14 protein-coding genes and 1 pseudogene are annotated in these 14,333 nt (G+C 68.6%); 7 read left to right on the forward strand and 8 right to left on the reverse strand.

Annotated elements, in window-relative coordinates:
* Window positions 1-16: 16 nt before the first annotated feature.
* Window positions 17-142, reverse strand: a complete 126-nt coding sequence (gene ykgO, locus H261_RS03810; RefSeq protein ID WP_008614494.1) for a type B 50S ribosomal protein L36 — start codon at window positions 140-142, stop codon at window positions 17-19.
* Window positions 143-288: 146 nt separating this feature from the next.
* On the opposite strand from ykgO, the pseudogene H261_RS03815 reads away from it, so the two are divergent.
* Both H261_RS03815 and H261_RS03820 read left to right on the forward strand, forming a co-directional pair.
* Window positions 289-1,081 (forward strand): annotated as a pseudogene (locus H261_RS03815) (N-formylglutamate amidohydrolase).
* Between the two features lie 187 nt (window positions 1,082-1,268).
* Window positions 1,269-1,532 (forward strand): DUF2312 domain-containing protein, encoded by a 264-nt coding sequence (locus H261_RS03820; RefSeq protein WP_008614496.1) that lies wholly within the window; start codon window positions 1,269-1,271, stop codon window positions 1,530-1,532.
* Window positions 1,533-1,579: 47 nt separating this feature from the next.
* Here H261_RS03820 and H261_RS03825 read toward each other — a convergent pair whose 3' ends face one another.
* Genes H261_RS03825 through H261_RS03835 form a run of 3 tightly spaced genes read right to left on the reverse strand, consistent with a single transcriptional unit; the run spans window position 1,580 to window position 5,798 of the window.
* The gene (locus tag H261_RS03825) at window positions 1,580-2,374 is read right to left on the reverse strand and encodes a ferritin-like domain-containing protein (RefSeq protein WP_008614497.1); all 795 of its coding nucleotides are present in this window, start codon (window positions 2,372-2,374) and stop codon (window positions 1,580-1,582) included.
* Window positions 2,371-2,832 carry a peroxiredoxin gene (locus H261_RS03830; protein WP_008614498.1) on the reverse strand — a complete coding sequence of 154 codons (462 nt, stop codon included), beginning with the start codon at window positions 2,830-2,832 and terminating at the stop codon, window positions 2,371-2,373. Before H261_RS03830 ends, H261_RS03825 begins: the two co-directional genes overlap by 4 nt.
* The gene (locus tag H261_RS03835) at window positions 2,829-5,798 is read right to left on the reverse strand and encodes a bifunctional [glutamine synthetase] adenylyltransferase/[glutamine synthetase]-adenylyl-L-tyrosine phosphorylase (protein ID WP_040475683.1); all 2,970 of its coding nucleotides are present in this window, start codon (window positions 5,796-5,798) and stop codon (window positions 2,829-2,831) included. Before H261_RS03835 ends, H261_RS03830 begins: the two co-directional genes overlap by 4 nt.
* Before the next feature lie 82 nt (window positions 5,799-5,880).
* On the opposite strand from H261_RS03835, the gene H261_RS03840 reads away from it, so the two are divergent.
* Window positions 5,881-9,042 (forward strand): DUF3971 domain-containing protein, encoded by a 3,162-nt coding sequence (locus H261_RS03840; protein ID WP_040475670.1) that lies wholly within the window; start codon window positions 5,881-5,883, stop codon window positions 9,040-9,042.
* A 53-nt stretch (window positions 9,043-9,095) separates the two neighbouring features.
* On the opposite strand, the gene H261_RS03845 is transcribed toward H261_RS03840, so the two are convergent.
* Both H261_RS03845 and H261_RS03850 read right to left on the reverse strand, forming a co-directional pair.
* Entirely contained in the window at window positions 9,096-9,677 is a 582-nt protein-coding gene (locus H261_RS03845) for a DUF1013 domain-containing protein (protein ID WP_008614501.1), read from the reverse strand.
* Window positions 9,678-9,840: 163 nt separating this feature from the next.
* On the reverse strand, window positions 9,841-10,833 hold the full coding sequence (locus tag H261_RS03850; RefSeq protein WP_008614503.1) for an NAD(P)H-quinone oxidoreductase: 993 nt from the start codon (window positions 10,831-10,833) through the stop codon (window positions 9,841-9,843).
* 76 nt (window positions 10,834-10,909) lie between these two features.
* Here H261_RS03850 and H261_RS03855 point away from each other — a divergent pair, with 76 nt between their 5' ends.
* From H261_RS03855 to H261_RS03870, 4 genes are read left to right on the forward strand one after another with little or no spacing between them, the layout of a single operon-like run.
* Window positions 10,910-11,092: a DUF1192 domain-containing protein gene (locus H261_RS03855; RefSeq protein ID WP_008614505.1), complete on the forward strand. Its 183-nt coding sequence runs from the start codon at window positions 10,910-10,912 to the stop codon at window positions 11,090-11,092.
* A 59-nt stretch (window positions 11,093-11,151) separates the two neighbouring features.
* The gene (locus H261_RS03860; protein WP_008614514.1) at window positions 11,152-11,934 is read left to right on the forward strand and encodes a 3-hydroxybutyrate dehydrogenase; all 783 of its coding nucleotides are present in this window, start codon (window positions 11,152-11,154) and stop codon (window positions 11,932-11,934) included.
* Window positions 11,931-12,374, forward strand: a complete 444-nt coding sequence (locus H261_RS03865; protein WP_008614515.1) for an acyl-CoA thioesterase — start codon at window positions 11,931-11,933, stop codon at window positions 12,372-12,374. The genes H261_RS03860 and H261_RS03865 overlap by 4 nt, the downstream gene beginning before the upstream one ends.
* Window positions 12,371-12,988 (forward strand): acyltransferase, encoded by a 618-nt coding sequence (locus tag H261_RS03870; protein ID WP_008614516.1) that lies wholly within the window; start codon window positions 12,371-12,373, stop codon window positions 12,986-12,988. The genes H261_RS03865 and H261_RS03870 overlap by 4 nt, the downstream gene beginning before the upstream one ends.
* Before the next feature lie 71 nt (window positions 12,989-13,059).
* Here the strand turns inward: H261_RS03870 and H261_RS03875 are convergent, their stop codons facing one another.
* Both H261_RS03875 and H261_RS03880 read right to left on the reverse strand, forming a co-directional pair.
* Entirely contained in the window at window positions 13,060-14,055 is a 996-nt protein-coding gene (locus tag H261_RS03875; protein ID WP_008614517.1) for a formate dehydrogenase subunit gamma, read from the reverse strand.
* Window positions 14,056-14,069: 14 nt separating this feature from the next.
* Complete coding sequence (locus H261_RS03880; RefSeq protein ID WP_008614518.1) at window positions 14,070-14,333, reverse strand: hypothetical protein; 264 nt, start codon at window positions 14,331-14,333, stop codon at window positions 14,070-14,072.

The raw sequence follows: 14,333 nt of genomic DNA on the forward strand, positions 1-14,333 counted from the left end.
GACCGGCGGCCGGGGATCAGCCCTGGCGAGCCTTGAAGCGGGGGTTCGTCTTGTTGATGACGTAGACCCGGCCCTTGCGGCGAACGATGCGGCAATTCTTGTCGCGCAGCTTGGCCGACTTCAGCGAGTTACGAATCTTCATGGTCCGACTTCCTAAAGCGTAATTGTCGCCGAAACGACGTCACTTGGGTTCGCAAGCGCGAGGCCGGGAAAATACGGAATGGAACGGGGGCTGTCAACAGCTCGTGAAACGTTTTTTTTCGAATTTCCGAAGTTATACTCCTTTCCATGCTGAAGTTCATTCCCGATCCCCACGGAACCCCCGTCGCCTTCCAGGCCATCGAAGGCGGTCCGCAGGCCCGCGTCCTGGTGGTCTGCGACCACGCCTCGGCGGCCATTCCTCCGGGCCTGGGCGATCTGGGCGTCGACGAGGCAGTCCGGAGCAGCCACGTGGCCTGGGATATCGGCGCCGCCCGGGTGGCCGGCCTGCTGGCCGGAACGCTGGGCTGTCCGGCGGTGCTGGCCGGCATCAGCCGCCTGGTGATCGACTGCAACCGCCAGCCCGGCGATCCGTCCTCCATTCCGCCGCTCACCTGCGGGATCAGTGTGCCGGGCAACGAGGGCGTCGATGAGGCCGAGGCCGATGGCCGGGCCCGCGACTGGTTCTGGCCCTATCACAACGCCATCGGCGACCGTATCGCCCATCTGTGGCGGCACGGCACCGCTCCGGCGGTGGTGGCGGTGCACAGCTTCACGCCCCGCATCGACGGACAGGCGCCGCGCCCCCTGGCATGTGGGGGTGCTGTGGAACCGCGACCCGCGCATGGCGGAACCGGTGCTGGCGGCCCTGCGGGCGCGCGGCGGTCTGACGGTGGGCGACAACCAGCCCTATTCGGGGCGCGAGATCAACTACACTTTGGACACCCATGCCGGAGCGGCGGGATTGCCCAACGTCTCGTTCGAGATCCGCCAGGATCTGGTGGCCGACGAGGCGGGCTGCGTCCGCTGGGCCGCCATTCTGGCCGAGGCGCTGGCCGGCGTTCTCGCCGACGAGGGGCTGTACCGCGCCGAGGTCTATTGACCGACGGGCCGGTTTGCGGCCCGGAGGCAAGCGCGAAGCGCGCCGCGGCTCATGCCCGCGAAAGCCAAGCGAAGCGCCCGGCGATTGAGGGCTTCGGGCATCCCGGTCAACCGGGATGCCGAGGTCTATTGAAACCCGGCGGGGCCTTGGCTATGGTCTGGGCCGATTTCGACCAGGAGAGCTGTCCATGAGCGACGAACAGAACACCAGCCAGATCGGCGGCATCGCGGCCGAGGCGCTGCGGCAGTTCATCGACCGCATCGAGCGGCTGGAAGAGGAAAAGAAGGCGCTGGCCGCCGATATCAAGGACGTCTACGCCCAGTGCAAGTCCCAGGGCTTCGACACCAAGATCATCCGTAAGATCGTGGCGCTCAGGAAGCGCGACCGCCAGGAGCGGGAGGAGGAGCAGCAGATTCTCGACCTCTACCTCGCCGCCATCGGCGAGGCGTAACCGCAGCCAGGGTCGGGCAAGGCTGATGCGGGGGCCGGGCCGGCCCCCTATTCCCGCGCCAGCGGCTCGTACCAGTCGCGGAGAAAACCCGCCTCGGCGCGGCCCTGGTGGTTGAAGGGCGCCTTCAGGCCGGCGGGGTAATGCTCGGCCATGTAGCGGTGATAGGCGGCCTTGGGATCGAGGCCGCGCCGTTCCGCCACCACCGTGAACCAGCGCACCCCCGCCGCCACATGGCGGATTTCGTCGCGGTAGATGATGTCGAGCGCCGGGGGCGTCAGGGTATCGCCGTTGCGCGCCAGCTTGTCCATGGTGGGAGGCGTGGTGTCGACCCCACGGGCCTCCAGGGTCATGGGCACCACCACCAACCGGGCCAGGAGGTCGCCGGCCGTCTTCTCGGCGGCCTGCCACAGCCCGTCATGGGCGGGAAGGTCGCCATAGGCGGCCCCCAGGCTGCCCAGCAGGCGCTCCAGCATCTCGAAATGCTCGACCTCGTCCAGCGCCACCTGCACCCAGTCGGAAGAGAAATCGCGGGGCAGGGCCTCGTGGGCGAAGCGCGCCACGATGTCCCAGCCGAGATCGATGGCGTTGAGCTCGATATGGGCCAGGGCGTGGATCAGGCCGATCCGCCCCTTCTCGCCGCCATAGGACCGGCGCGGCATGTCCCGGGGCGGCAGCAGGCGGGGCCGTTCGGGCCGCGCCGGGCGGGCGGACGGCAGGGCGTCGCCCATCTCGGTGATGCGGCCCTCGCGCCAGTCGGCGGCGAAGGCGCGGGTCAGGCGGCATTTCTCGGCCGGCGCGGCGGCGGCCAGGACGGCGCAGGCGGCTTCGGAAAGGGTGGTCACAGCCCTTTTGCCGCCTTCAGCACCGCTTCGGCGTGGCCGGTGACCTTGACCTTGCGCCATTCGGCGCGCAGCACGCCGTCCTGGCCGATCAGGAAGGTGGAGCGCTCGATGCCCATGTATTCGCGGCCGTACATGCTCTTTTTCTTCCACACGCCATAGGCCTCGCAGACGGCGCCGTCGGGGTCGGAGCCCAGGCGGAAGGGCAGGTCATGCTTGGCGCGGAACCTGGCGTGGCTGGCCACCGAATCCTTCGACACGCCAAGGATTTCGACGCCCGCCGCCCGGTACTCCTCCATGGCGTCGCGGAAGGCCTTGGCCTCGGAGGTGCAGCCCGAGGTGTCGTCCTTGGGGTAGAAGTACAGCACCAGGACCTTGCCCCGGTAATCGGCCAGGGCGGTCTTGCCGTCGTCGCAATCCATGGCGAAGGCGGGGGCGGGGGCGCCGATGGCGGTGGTCATTGCGGAGGCTCCTTTTTCTTCAGGTCGGCGGCAGGCTGGTCGATCAGCCGGCGGAACACCTCGTGGGCGCCGGCGGCGCAGTCTTCCATGCGGTCGGTGAGGCTCTTGAAATCGGTCATCCCGGCGGCGCGCACCAGCACGTCCTTGAGCCCCCTGGGGGCGGTGGCCTCGTCGAAGCCGCCGGCGATGGTCTGGCGCAGCACGGTCTGCACCGCCGACCACAGGCGCAGGGCCTCGGTCAGGGTGGTGCAGTCGCCCCGCTCCAGCACCCCGGCGGCGGCGGCCCGCTCCAGCGCCTCGGCGGTGTTGCTGTCGAGCATTTCCGGGTGGTCGGGGCCGTGGGCCAGTTGCAGGTACTGGGCGGTGAACTCGATGTCCACCAGCCCGCCGCGCAGGTGCTTGACCTCCCAGATGGAGGCGGCCTTGTGTTCCCTGGCCATGCGCTCGCGCATGTCGGCCACGTCGGCCAGCAGCTTCGAGCGGTCGCGGGGCCGGGTCAGGGTGTCGCGGATGACGGCGTCGACGCGGGCCGCCAGGGCCTGGTCGCCGGCCACCACCCGGGCGCGGGTGAGCGCCATGTGCTCCCAGGTCCAGGCGGCTTCCTCCTGATAGCGGCGGAAGGCCTCCAGGCTCGACGCGATGGGGCCGGAATTGCCCGAGGGCCGCAGACGCATGTCCACCTCGTAGAGGGTGCCCTCGCCGGTCTTGGCGGTCAGGGCAACCACCATGCGCTGGGTCAGGCGGGAGAACCACACCGGCGGAGCCAGCGGGCGGGTGCCGTCGGACTCCTCGGCCTCCTCCGGGCAGTCGTAGACCAGGATGAGGTCCAGGTCCGAGGTGGCCGACATCTCGCGCCCGCCGGCCTTGCCCATGGCCAGGATTACCCAGGCGCCGCCCGCCACATGGCCGTGGGCGCGGGCGAATTCCTCCTCCACCTTGGGTCCCAGCTGGCGGAGGATGGCGCCGGCCACGTCGGACAGCGCGCCGGCCGCCTCGCCGGCCTCGACGACGTTCCTGAGCGTCAGCACGCCCACCTGGAACTTACGGTCGTTGGCCCAGCGCCGCGTCACGTCGAGGACCAGCTGGAAGTCGTCGGCCTCGGACAGCGCCTTGGCCAGCTCGGCCTCCAGTGCGTCCAGGGGCGGCAGGGGCTCGAAGAAATTGGCCTGCAGCACCGAATCCAGGGTGGTGGTGTGGCGCGCCAGATGCTCGGCCAGCAAGGGGGCGTCGCCCATGATCTCCGCCACCAGCTCCAGCAGGGAGGGGTTGGCGTAGAACAGCGAGAACAGCGGCACCCCGGCGGGCAGGCGGGTGAGGAATTCGTCGAAGCGCATGAAGGCGTCGTCGGGGGCGGTGGTGGTGGCCAGGGCCGACAGCAGGGCCGGGGTCAGCTCGGTCAGCAATTCCCGCGCCCGGGTCGAGCGGGTGGCCCGTACCCGTCCGTGATGCCAGCCGCGGATGGTGGAACACACCGCGTCGGCATTGGTGAAGCCCATTTCGGTGATGGTATGCACCGTCTCGGGGTCGTTCTCGCCGCCGGTGAACACCAGGTTGCCGCCAGCGCCCAGGGGGGGCGCGTCCTCGAACAGGCCGGCATAGTGGTGCTCGACCTTCTGCAGGTGGGCGGTCAGCTCGGCCGCGAAGGAATCCAGGTCCGCCGCCCCCATGAAGGCGGCGATCTCGGCCAGTACCTGGGGATTGGCGGGCAGGGTCTGGGTCTGCTTGTCGTCCACCATCTGCAGGCGGTGTTCCAGGGTGCGCAGATAGCGGTAGGCGGCTTCCATGTCGTCGACCACCTGGGGGGTGACGTGGCCGGCGGCGGAAAGCGCTTCCAGCGCCGCCATGGTGCCGGAGACCCGCATCTCCGGCTGGCGGCCGCCCCAGATCAGCTGCTGGGTCTGGGCGAAGAACTCGATTTCGCGGATGCCGCCGCGGCCCAGCTTGACGTTGTGGCCGGCCACCGCGATGGAGCGCCCGCCCTTGTGGGCGTTGATCTGGCGCTTGATGGAATGGATGTCCTGGATGGCGGCGAAATCCAGGGATTTGCGCCAGATGAACGGGCGCAGGAAGCGGAGGAAGGCCGCCCCGGTCTCCTCGTCGCCGGCCACCAGCCGGGCCTTGATCATGGCGGCCCGTTCCCAGTTCTGGCCGAATCCCTCGTAATAGGCCTCGGCCGCCACCAGGGCGACGGCGGGCGGCGTCGAACCGGGATCGGGGCGCAGACGCAGGTCGGTGCGGAAGACGTAGCCGTCGGGGTCGCGCTCGTCGAGGATGCGCACCAGGTCCTTGGTCAGGGCGATGACGCATTCCTGGATCGAGCGCTTGCCGGTGTAGACCAGCTTTTCATGGTCGTAGAAGATGATCAGGTCGATGTCGCTGGAATAGTTCAGCTCCCGCGCCCCCAGCTTGCCCATGCCCAGCACGATCAGCCCGGAGCCCTTTTCCGGGTCCTCGGGATGGGCCAGCCGGAGATTGCCGCGCCCGGCCTCGCGGCGCAGCAGGAAGGCCAGCCCCAGGCGGATGGCGGTCTCGGCCATCAGGGCCAGGGACCCGGTGACCTTTTCCAGCGGCCAGACGCCGCCCAGATCGGCCAGGGCGGCCAGCAGCGAGCAGCGGCGTTTGGCGATGCGCAAATTCCGCATCAGGCGGCCCAGATCGGTCTCGGCGCCGAGACCGGCCTTCAGGTCGCCGATCAGCGCCTCCAGCGCCGCGTCGGGCCCGACCTCCAGCGTACGGCGCAGAAAGGCCGGCTCCTTTTCCAGGCACAGGGTGAGAAACGGTGAATTGGCGAAGATGCCGCGCAACAGATCGCCCACGCCCTCCCGTGCCGGCAGGGCGCGCATGAAGGCGGCCAATTCGGCGTCGTCCTGGGAATCGGCGGCTTCCCGCCAGCGGGCCAGTCCGACCTCGACGCGGCCATGATCGGCGATTTGGGGGAAGAAACATGGATCGAGGGGAAAACTCACCTTGTGCGGCCCCAAATGTTGTGGTTGCTTCACACTGCGGAATACGGGATCAAGGGTCAAGCGGGCATGGAGATGGCGGCGAGTGGTTCACGGCACCGTTAGGAGTCTGTTCCAGCTTCTCGGGGCCGTTTCGGTGGGGCTGTTGGTCGCTTTGCCGCTGGCGGCGTGGCGGCTGTCGCACGGCCCGATTTCGCTGGAATTCCTGACTCCCTATATCGAGGATGCGCTGACCGCGCGGGACGGATCGCTGACCGTTCGGCTCGACACCACCCTGCTGCAGCGCGGCGACGACGAGCGCATGCTGGAAATCCATGTGCGCAACGTGCGGGCCTATGTGGCCGGCAACGACGTTCCGGTGGTGGCGGTGCCCGACATGGCCCTGAGCCTGAGCGGGCGGGCACTGCTCCGGGGCGTCATCGCCCCCAATTCCATCCGCCTGAACGGGCCGCGCCTGACCCTGGTCCGCGACTCCTCGGGGTATTTCCAGTTCGGCATGCCCGATGGCGGCGGCGACGATGCCGGAGTGGTGCTGGCCCGGATCAAGGACGCCCTGCTGGGCGAGCCCGATCCGTCCAAGCCGGGCCGCTCGCTGCAATCGCTGAGCATCCGGGACGCCGACATCCTGGTCGATGACCGGGCGCTTTCAACCAGCTGGCATGCCCCGGGGGCCGACCTGACCATCCGCCGCGTTCCGTCGGGTATCCAGGCCAAGGGCCGTCTGCCCCTGGACCTGGCCGGCGAGGTGGGCGAGGTGACGGTCGAGGCCGCCTATGCCAAGGCCGACGGCGCCGCCGACGCCGAACTGCGCCTGTCCGGCATCCGTCCGGCGGTGCTGGCCCGCTTCGGCGGTCCGGCGCTGCATCTGCGGGTGATGGACATGCCGCTGGCCGGCAGCGTGCGGGTGCGGGTCGGCGGCGGCGGCGTGGTGGAGCATCTGGCCTTCGACCTGTCGGGCGGCGCCGGCCGCCTCGACCTGCCGGCGCCGTTCCATACCGTCCATCAGGTGGCTTCGGCGACCCTGCGCGGCGAATTGAGCAAGGGCATGACCCGCCTGGACCTGGCCGAGGCCCGGCTCGACCTGAACGGCCCCACCTTCGCGCTGGCGGCGGTGGTCGACGGGCTGGGCGGCGAGACCTCCATCAAGGCCGAGGGAGCCTTGCGCGACGTGCCGGTGGATCAGGTGCGCGACCTGTGGCCCAACGGTCTGGCCCAGAACGCCCGGGACTGGGTGATTCCCAACCTGTCCAAGGGCATGGTGCGCGAGGCGACCATCCAGCTTTCGGCCCGCTCGCCCTCGGGCCGCTTCGACGATCTGGTGATCGACCACCTGGGCGGCGAGGTCCGTCCCGACGGCGTCACCGTGGACTATCTCCATCCCATGCCGATGGCGCGCAACACGGCGGCGGTGTGCACCTTCGACGCCTCGTCGTTCCGCATCGCGCTGAATGCGGGCGAGGTCTACGGCCTGCGGCTGAAGGAAGGCACCATCGTCTTCACCGGGCTGGACAAGGAGGACCAGTTCGCCGACATCGAACTGGTGATCGCCGGCCCCGCCACCGATGCCCTGAAGCTGATCGACAACCCGCCGCTGCGCTATGCCCAGGCCTTAGGGATCGAGCCCGCCAAGGTGGGCGGCGACGCGGTCGCCAAGGTGCGCCTCACCTTCCCGCTGCTCAAGACGCTGCGCCTCGACGACGTGGGCATCAAGGCCAACGCCACGGTCAAGGGCGTGGTGATCCCCAAGGTGATGATGGGGCTCGACCTGTCGGACGGCACGCTGGAACTGGATGTGGACGCCAAGGGCCTGAACGCCACCGGGCCGGTGGTGCTGGCCGGCATTCCCGGTCATCTGGCCTGGCGGGAGAACTTCTCCAAGGGCCAGCCCTTCCGTTCGCGCTATCACCTCAGGGCGCCCGAAATCACCGAGGATCAGCGCAAGCTGCTGGGTCTCGACGGGGTGCCCTTCGTGGCGCCCTTCACCATTGGCCCGATGGGGGGCGAGGTCACCGCCACCTTCTCCGACGGCGGCAAGGGCGAGATCGACGCCAAGGTGGACCTTGCCGCGGCCCGCATGGCGCTGCCCGGCCTGGGCTGGAGCAAGGCCGCCGACAAGCCCGGCGGCGCCGAGGTCCTGGTCCGGCTCGATCACAAGCAGGTGGCGGCGGTGCCGCGCTTCGCGGTCAAGGCCGGCGACCTCGAGGTGGCCGGCTCGGTGGCCTTCGCCGAGGGGGAGGCGCGCAAGGTGGACTTCTCCCGCCTCAAATACCTGCGCACCGATGGCGAGGGCTCCATCGGCATCCGGCCGGACAAGGCGGGCCTCGATGTCGTCTTCCGGGGGGCCAGCTTCGACGCCGAGCCGGTGTTGGCCCGCGACGAGGACGCCAAGGCCGGCAAGACGCCGGACGACGCCGACAAGCCGCCGCCCATGACGGTGTCGGCCTCGGCCCGCTCCATGTGGGTGTCGGAGACGGGGGCGCTGACCAACGCCACCGCCAGCCTGACCCGCGACGCCCATGACTGGCAGCAGGTCCAGGTCAAGGGGGGGCTGCCCGGCGGCAAGAGCTTTACCGCCACCGTCCAGCCCGGCGGCCCCAAGCGGCGCGATTTCAGCATCGTCTCGGACGATGCCGGGGCGGTGATGCGGACGTTCGACATCTATGGCGACCTGATGGGCGGCCAATTGTCGGTGGACGGCCATATCGACGATTCCCGCAAGGAACAGCCCTATGGCGGCGTTATCAAGGTCTCGGATTATCATGTCCGCAACGCGCCGGTCCTCGCCCGCCTGCTGACCGTGGCGGCGCTGACCGGCATTCTCGACGTGCTGCAGGGTGAAGGGGTCAGCTTCTCGTCCCTCGAAGCCCCCTTCACCATGACCGACGGGCTGGTGGAAGTGCGCGACGTGCGGGCCTGGGGCACGGCGCTGGGCATCACCGCCAAGGGCCAGATCGATCTCGACAATTCCCGCATGGCCCTGGAGGGCACGGTGGTGCCGGCCTATGCCATCAATTCGGTGCTGGGTAAGATTCCGGTGCTGGGCTGGCTGGTGACCGGCGGCGAGAAGGGTGGCGGCCTCGTGGCCTTCAACTACTCCATGAAGGGGCCGACCGAAGACCCGTCGGTGGTGGTCAACCCCCTGTCGGCGCTGACCCCCGGGTTCCTGCGCAACCTGTTCAACATCTTCGACGACGGCAGCGAGACCAACGCCCGGAAGCCGGCGCCGCCCGCCAAGGATTCCAAATAACAAAACGCCCACCGGTGGGGCGGGCGTTTCATCACGTTCGACGCGGGAGGCGGTCAGTCCTCGGCGGGGCCGTTGTCCTGGTGGACCGGCTCGGCCTCGTTGTGGACGACGGAGCGCGAGCGGCCCGACAGCGCCACCACCTTCTCCAGTTCCGCCTCGGTGCACATGCCGAGCGTCACCGGATTGCGCGGCTTGATGTTGGCGGCGTTCCAATGGCTCTTGTCGCGCACCGACTGGATGGTCGGCTTGGTGGTGCCGACCAGCTTGGAGATGGCGGCGTCCGACAGCTCGGGATGGTGCTTGATGATCCAGGCGATGGCGTCGGGACGGTCCTGGCGCTTGGACACCGGGGTATAGCGGGCGCCCTTGGGCTTGGCGCGCGGCTGGGGAATGTCGGTGATGGTCAGCTTCAGGCGGCCGTCGGGATTGGCCTCGCAGCGCTCGAGCTCGGCGCGGGTCACCTGGCCGTTGGCCACGGGGTCGAGACCGACGATGCCGGCGGCCACTTCGCCATCGGCGATGGCCTGGACTTCGAGCGGATGCAGGCCGCAGAAATCGGCGATCTGCTCGAAGGAGAGAGCGGTGTTCTCGACCAGCCAGACGGCGGTCGCCTTGGGCATGAGCGGCAGAGCCATGAAACCTCCTGACGCGGTGTTGTTCCCCTCCGTCCGCCCTGGACGGGGCGGGAACGATCCCCCGCGAAACTATTCCGAAATGCCCCGGGGACCCATGGATCCCGCCGGGGGCGGTGTCGCCCGATGGAGCGCCCGCTAGTTATAGGAGCGAACGTGCCTTTGGTCAAACCTGCAGCACGATCTTCCCCACATGGGCGTTGCTTTCCATCAGGGCGTGGGCCTTGGCGGCCTCGGCCAGGGGGAACACCGCGTGGATCAGCGGCGCGATGGCTCCCCTGTCGAGCAGTGGCCACACGGTTTCGGCGAGCCCCCGGGCCATGCGCGCCTTGGCATCGCCCGATTGCGGCCGCAGCGTCGAGCCGGTGAGCGTCAGGCGCTTCAGCATCACCGGCATCAGGTTGATCTCGGCGCTGCTGCCGCGCAGGAAGGCGATGGAGACCAGGCGGCCGTCGGCGGCCAGGCTCTTGATGTTGCGCGCGATGTAGTCGCCGCCCACCATGTCGAGAATCACGTCGATCCCCTTGCCCTTGGTCTGCTCCTTGATCACCTCGACGAAATCGGCCGTCGAATAGTCGATGGCGAAATCGGCCCCCAGCTCGCGGCAGGCCTTGCACTTGGCCTCGCCGTTGGCGGTGGCGAAGACCTGGGCGCCCAGCGCCTTGGCCAACTGGATGGCGGTGGTGCCGATGCCGCCGGCGCCGCCATGGACCAGGAAGCGCTCGCCGGCCTTCAGGGCGCCGCGTTCCACCACGTTGTGCCAGACGGTGAAGAACGTCTCGGGCAAGGCGGCGGCGCGGATCATGTCGTAGCCCGCAGGAATGGGCAGGCAATGGCGGGCGTCCACCGTGCAATATTCGGCATAGCCGCCGCCGGGGGCCAGGGCGCATACTTGGGTGCCGAGGGCGGGGGAGGCGACGCCCTCGCCCAGGGCGGCGACGATGCCCGCCACCTCCAGGCCGGGCAGGTCCGAGGCGCCGGGCGGGGCGGGATAGGCGCCGGCCCGCTGCAGCACGTCGGGACGGTTGATGCCCGCCGCCGCCACCTTGATCAGCACCTCACCCGGCTTCGGCAGCGGCAGCTTCCGGGTGACGGGGACCAGCACCTCGGGCGCGCCGGGGGTGGAAATCTCGATGCAGGTCATGGTCGCGGGCAGCATCCGGCGGGCCTCTCTTGTGTCGGTGAGGCGCCCAATCTGGTACGTTCCATCAGATGTGGCAAGAGAGGATCGCCCCATGGATACCGACGATCTGGAACCGCGCAACAAGCCCCAAGCCTTAAGGAACCTCGATCCCATGTCCATCGAGGAGCTGAGGGACTACATCGCCGATCTGCGGGCCGAGATCGCCCGCACCGAGCAGGCCATTTCCACCAAGCAGGCGGTGAAAATGGGGGCCGAGGCGTTTTTCAAGCGGTAAATCGGTACTTGTTTACCGCTTTGTGGCTTGGTAAGACCAAAGGGTATGGAGGAAACGGCATGTTGAACGGCAAGCGGGCTCTGGTCACCGGGTCCACCAGCGGCATCGGCCTCGGTATCGCCCGCGCCCTGGCGGCCAAGGGAGCATCGGTGATGCTCAACGGTTTCGGCGATGGAGCCGAGATCGAGGCGCTGCGCGCCGGCCTCGCCCGGGAATTCGGCGTCACCGTGCTCTATAACGGCGCCGATCTGTCCAGACCGGACGGTGCCGGCGATCTGGTGCGCGACACGCAAGCCCGCCTGGGCGGCCTCGACATCCTGGTCAACAACGCCGGCATCCAGCATGTGGCGCCGGTGGAGGAGTTTCCGCTGGAGCGCTGGGATTCGGTGATCGCCATCAATCTCACCGCCGTGTTCCAGGCCATCCGCGCCGCCCTGCCGGGCATGAAGGCGCAGGGCTGGGGCCGCATCGTCAACGTCGCCTCGGTGCACGGATTGGTGGCTTCGGTCAACAAGGCGGCCTATATCGCCGCCAAGCACGGCGTGGTCGGCCTGACCAAGGTGGTCGGGCTGGAAACCGCCGAAATCGACATCACCTGCAACGCCATCTGCCCCGGCTGGGTGCTGACGCCGCTGGTGCAAAAGCAGATCGACACCCGCGCCGAGGCGCAAGGCGTGGCGGTGGAGGAGGCGGGCCGCGACCTGCTCTCCGAAAAGCAGCCGTCGAAGAAATTCACCACCCCGGAGCAGATCGGCGATCTGGCGGTGTTCCTGTGTTCGTCCGCCGCCGCCAACATGACCGGCTCGGCCCTGACCATGGACGGGGGCTGGGCGGCGCAATGAGCCACAAGAAGGAACCGTCGCGGCAGGCCGATTATCCCTTTCGCGTCGAGATTCAGACCCGCTGGTCGGACAACGACATGTTCGGCCATCTCAACAACGTGGTCTACCAGCGCTTCTTCGAACACATCGTGGTCAAGTTCCTTACCGGCCCTTGCGGGCTGGACCTGATGAGCACGCCGGTGATCACCTTCGCCGCCGAATCGTCCTGCCGCTTCCTGAAGCCCCTGTCCTATCCCTCGGCCGTCGTGGCGGGCATCCGCATCGACCATATGGGCCGCACCAGCGCCCGCTACGGTCTGGCCCTGTTCGAGGAGGGATGCGACGAGGCCGCCGCCGAGGGCCACTGGATTCACGTCTTCGTCGACCGGGCCTCGGGGCGCCCGGTTCCCATTCCCGACACGGTGCGCGCCGTGTTCGAAGCCCATCGGAGGATGCCATGACCGGCCTTTGCTATTCGTTCGAGGGGATGGTGCCGGTGGTCGATCCCACCTCCTACGTCCATCCCACCGCCGTGCTGATCGGTGACGTGCGCATCGGCCCCGGCTGCTTCATCGGGCCGGGGGCGAGCTTGCGCGCCGATTTCTCCAGCGTGATCATCGGGGCCGGCGTCAACATCCAGGATAACTGCATCCTGCACGGAACGCCGGGCTTCCATACGGTGGTCGAGGATTACGGCCATATCGGCCATGCCGCCGTGGTGCACGGCTGCCGCATCCGCCGCAACGCCCTGGTGGGCATGGCGTCGTCCATCTATGACGGCGCCGAGGTGGGCGAGGAGGCGATCATCGCCGCCATGGCCTTCGTCCCCGCCGGTTTCAAGATTCCGCCCCGCACCCTGGTGGCCGGGCTGCCGGCCAAGGTACTGCGCGAATTGTCGGCGGAAGAGGTGGCGCGCAAGACCCGCGGCACCGAGGCCTACCAGCAGCTGGCGGCCCGCGCGCTGAAATCCATGGTGCCGTGCCAGCCGCTCTCCGCCCCGGAACCGGGCCGGGCCGAACTCAATCCCAGCGCGCTGTGGCCCGACGACCTGACCCGGCATAAGCCCAAGGAGTAGAAGAGGGCGAGCGGGACACCCGCGCTCCAACGAGACACGGATTTTCCGAGCGCGGGCGTCCCGCCCGCAGTCTACTCCGCCGCCTTCGGCTCGCGCTTTTCCACGTCCTCGACCCAGGCGGCATGGTGCTCGCGCGCCCATTCGCGGTCCACATAGCCGGTGGTGACGGCGGTGCTGGCGCCTTCCATGCCGATTGTGCCGATATAGATGTGGCCCAGGATGAACAGCACCATCACCACCGCCAGGGCGGTGTGGATCAGATGCATCACCTGCATGGCGTGGATATCGCCCATGGTGAAGGGGAACAGCAGGTTGAGGCCGGTGGACGACACCAGGGCGCCGACCAGGATGACCATCCAGAATTGGGTCTTCTGGCCGAAATTGAACTTGGCGGCGGGGGGATGGACACCTTTCTTCAACAGGCCGCCGCCGCCCTTGATCCAGCCCCAGTCGTAGCGGTCCCACAGATTGTCCCGGGCCCACAGGAAGAAGATCATCACCAGCCCGGCGATGAAGACGAAGCCGGCGATGTTATGCAGCCACTTGCCGGCCCAGCTTATCCAGGAGAACAGGCTCTTGCCCAGCCAGGGCTCGATGATCCAGCGGCCGAACAGCAGGTTCAGGCCGGTGAGCGCCAGCACCAGGAACGAGCCGGCGGTCAGCCAGTGGCCGACGCGCTCCATCTTGTTGAAGCGCAGGATGGTCTGCCCCGAGGGGCCGCCCTCCATCATGATCTTGCCGCGGATGACGTAGAAGGCGGCGATGGCCAGGGTGACGCCGGCCAGCAGCCAGCCGGCCCAGACCGCCAGCTTGCCGTTGCGGACATTGCGCCAGATTTCGCCCTCGGACTGGATCAGCACGCCGCGCGCCGCCGGCTGGCCGCCGATATAGCCGGCCTCGCCCTGGCGGATGGCCCGCCAGGAATCCGGCTCGGTGATGCGGTCGGACTGGGCGGCGCTGGTGACGTCGCCGTCGCTGCCGGCGGCCAGGGCGGGGCCAATTTTTCCGGGACCGGCCAGGCCGAGGCCGAGAACCAGCAGCAGGATGGCGAGGATGGTTCGGCTCATGCGAGGCCTCCCCTTTAGAATTTTTGCCCGGTGATGCGGCCCGACGGGGCCGCCTCGCCGGTGGGAATGACGCCGTTGGCCGTCAGCCGCGCGATGCCGTCCGACTGGCCGGCGATCCGTTGCTGCAGGGCCGCCCTCGTGGCGGGGGCGATCTCGCCGTCGCGGAGGCCCAGATAGGTCCCCTTGTCCAGCTTGATCTGCCGCCCGGTCTCGTCACCCTTGCAGCCGGCAAGGGCGACGAGGCAGAGCAGCACGGTGGCCAGGGCGCGCGGGCGCAT

Origin of the sequence: Paramagnetospirillum caucaseum (genome assembly GCF_000342045.1) — a bacterium.
Lineage (GTDB): Bacteria > Pseudomonadota > Alphaproteobacteria > Rhodospirillales > Magnetospirillaceae > Phaeospirillum > Phaeospirillum caucaseum.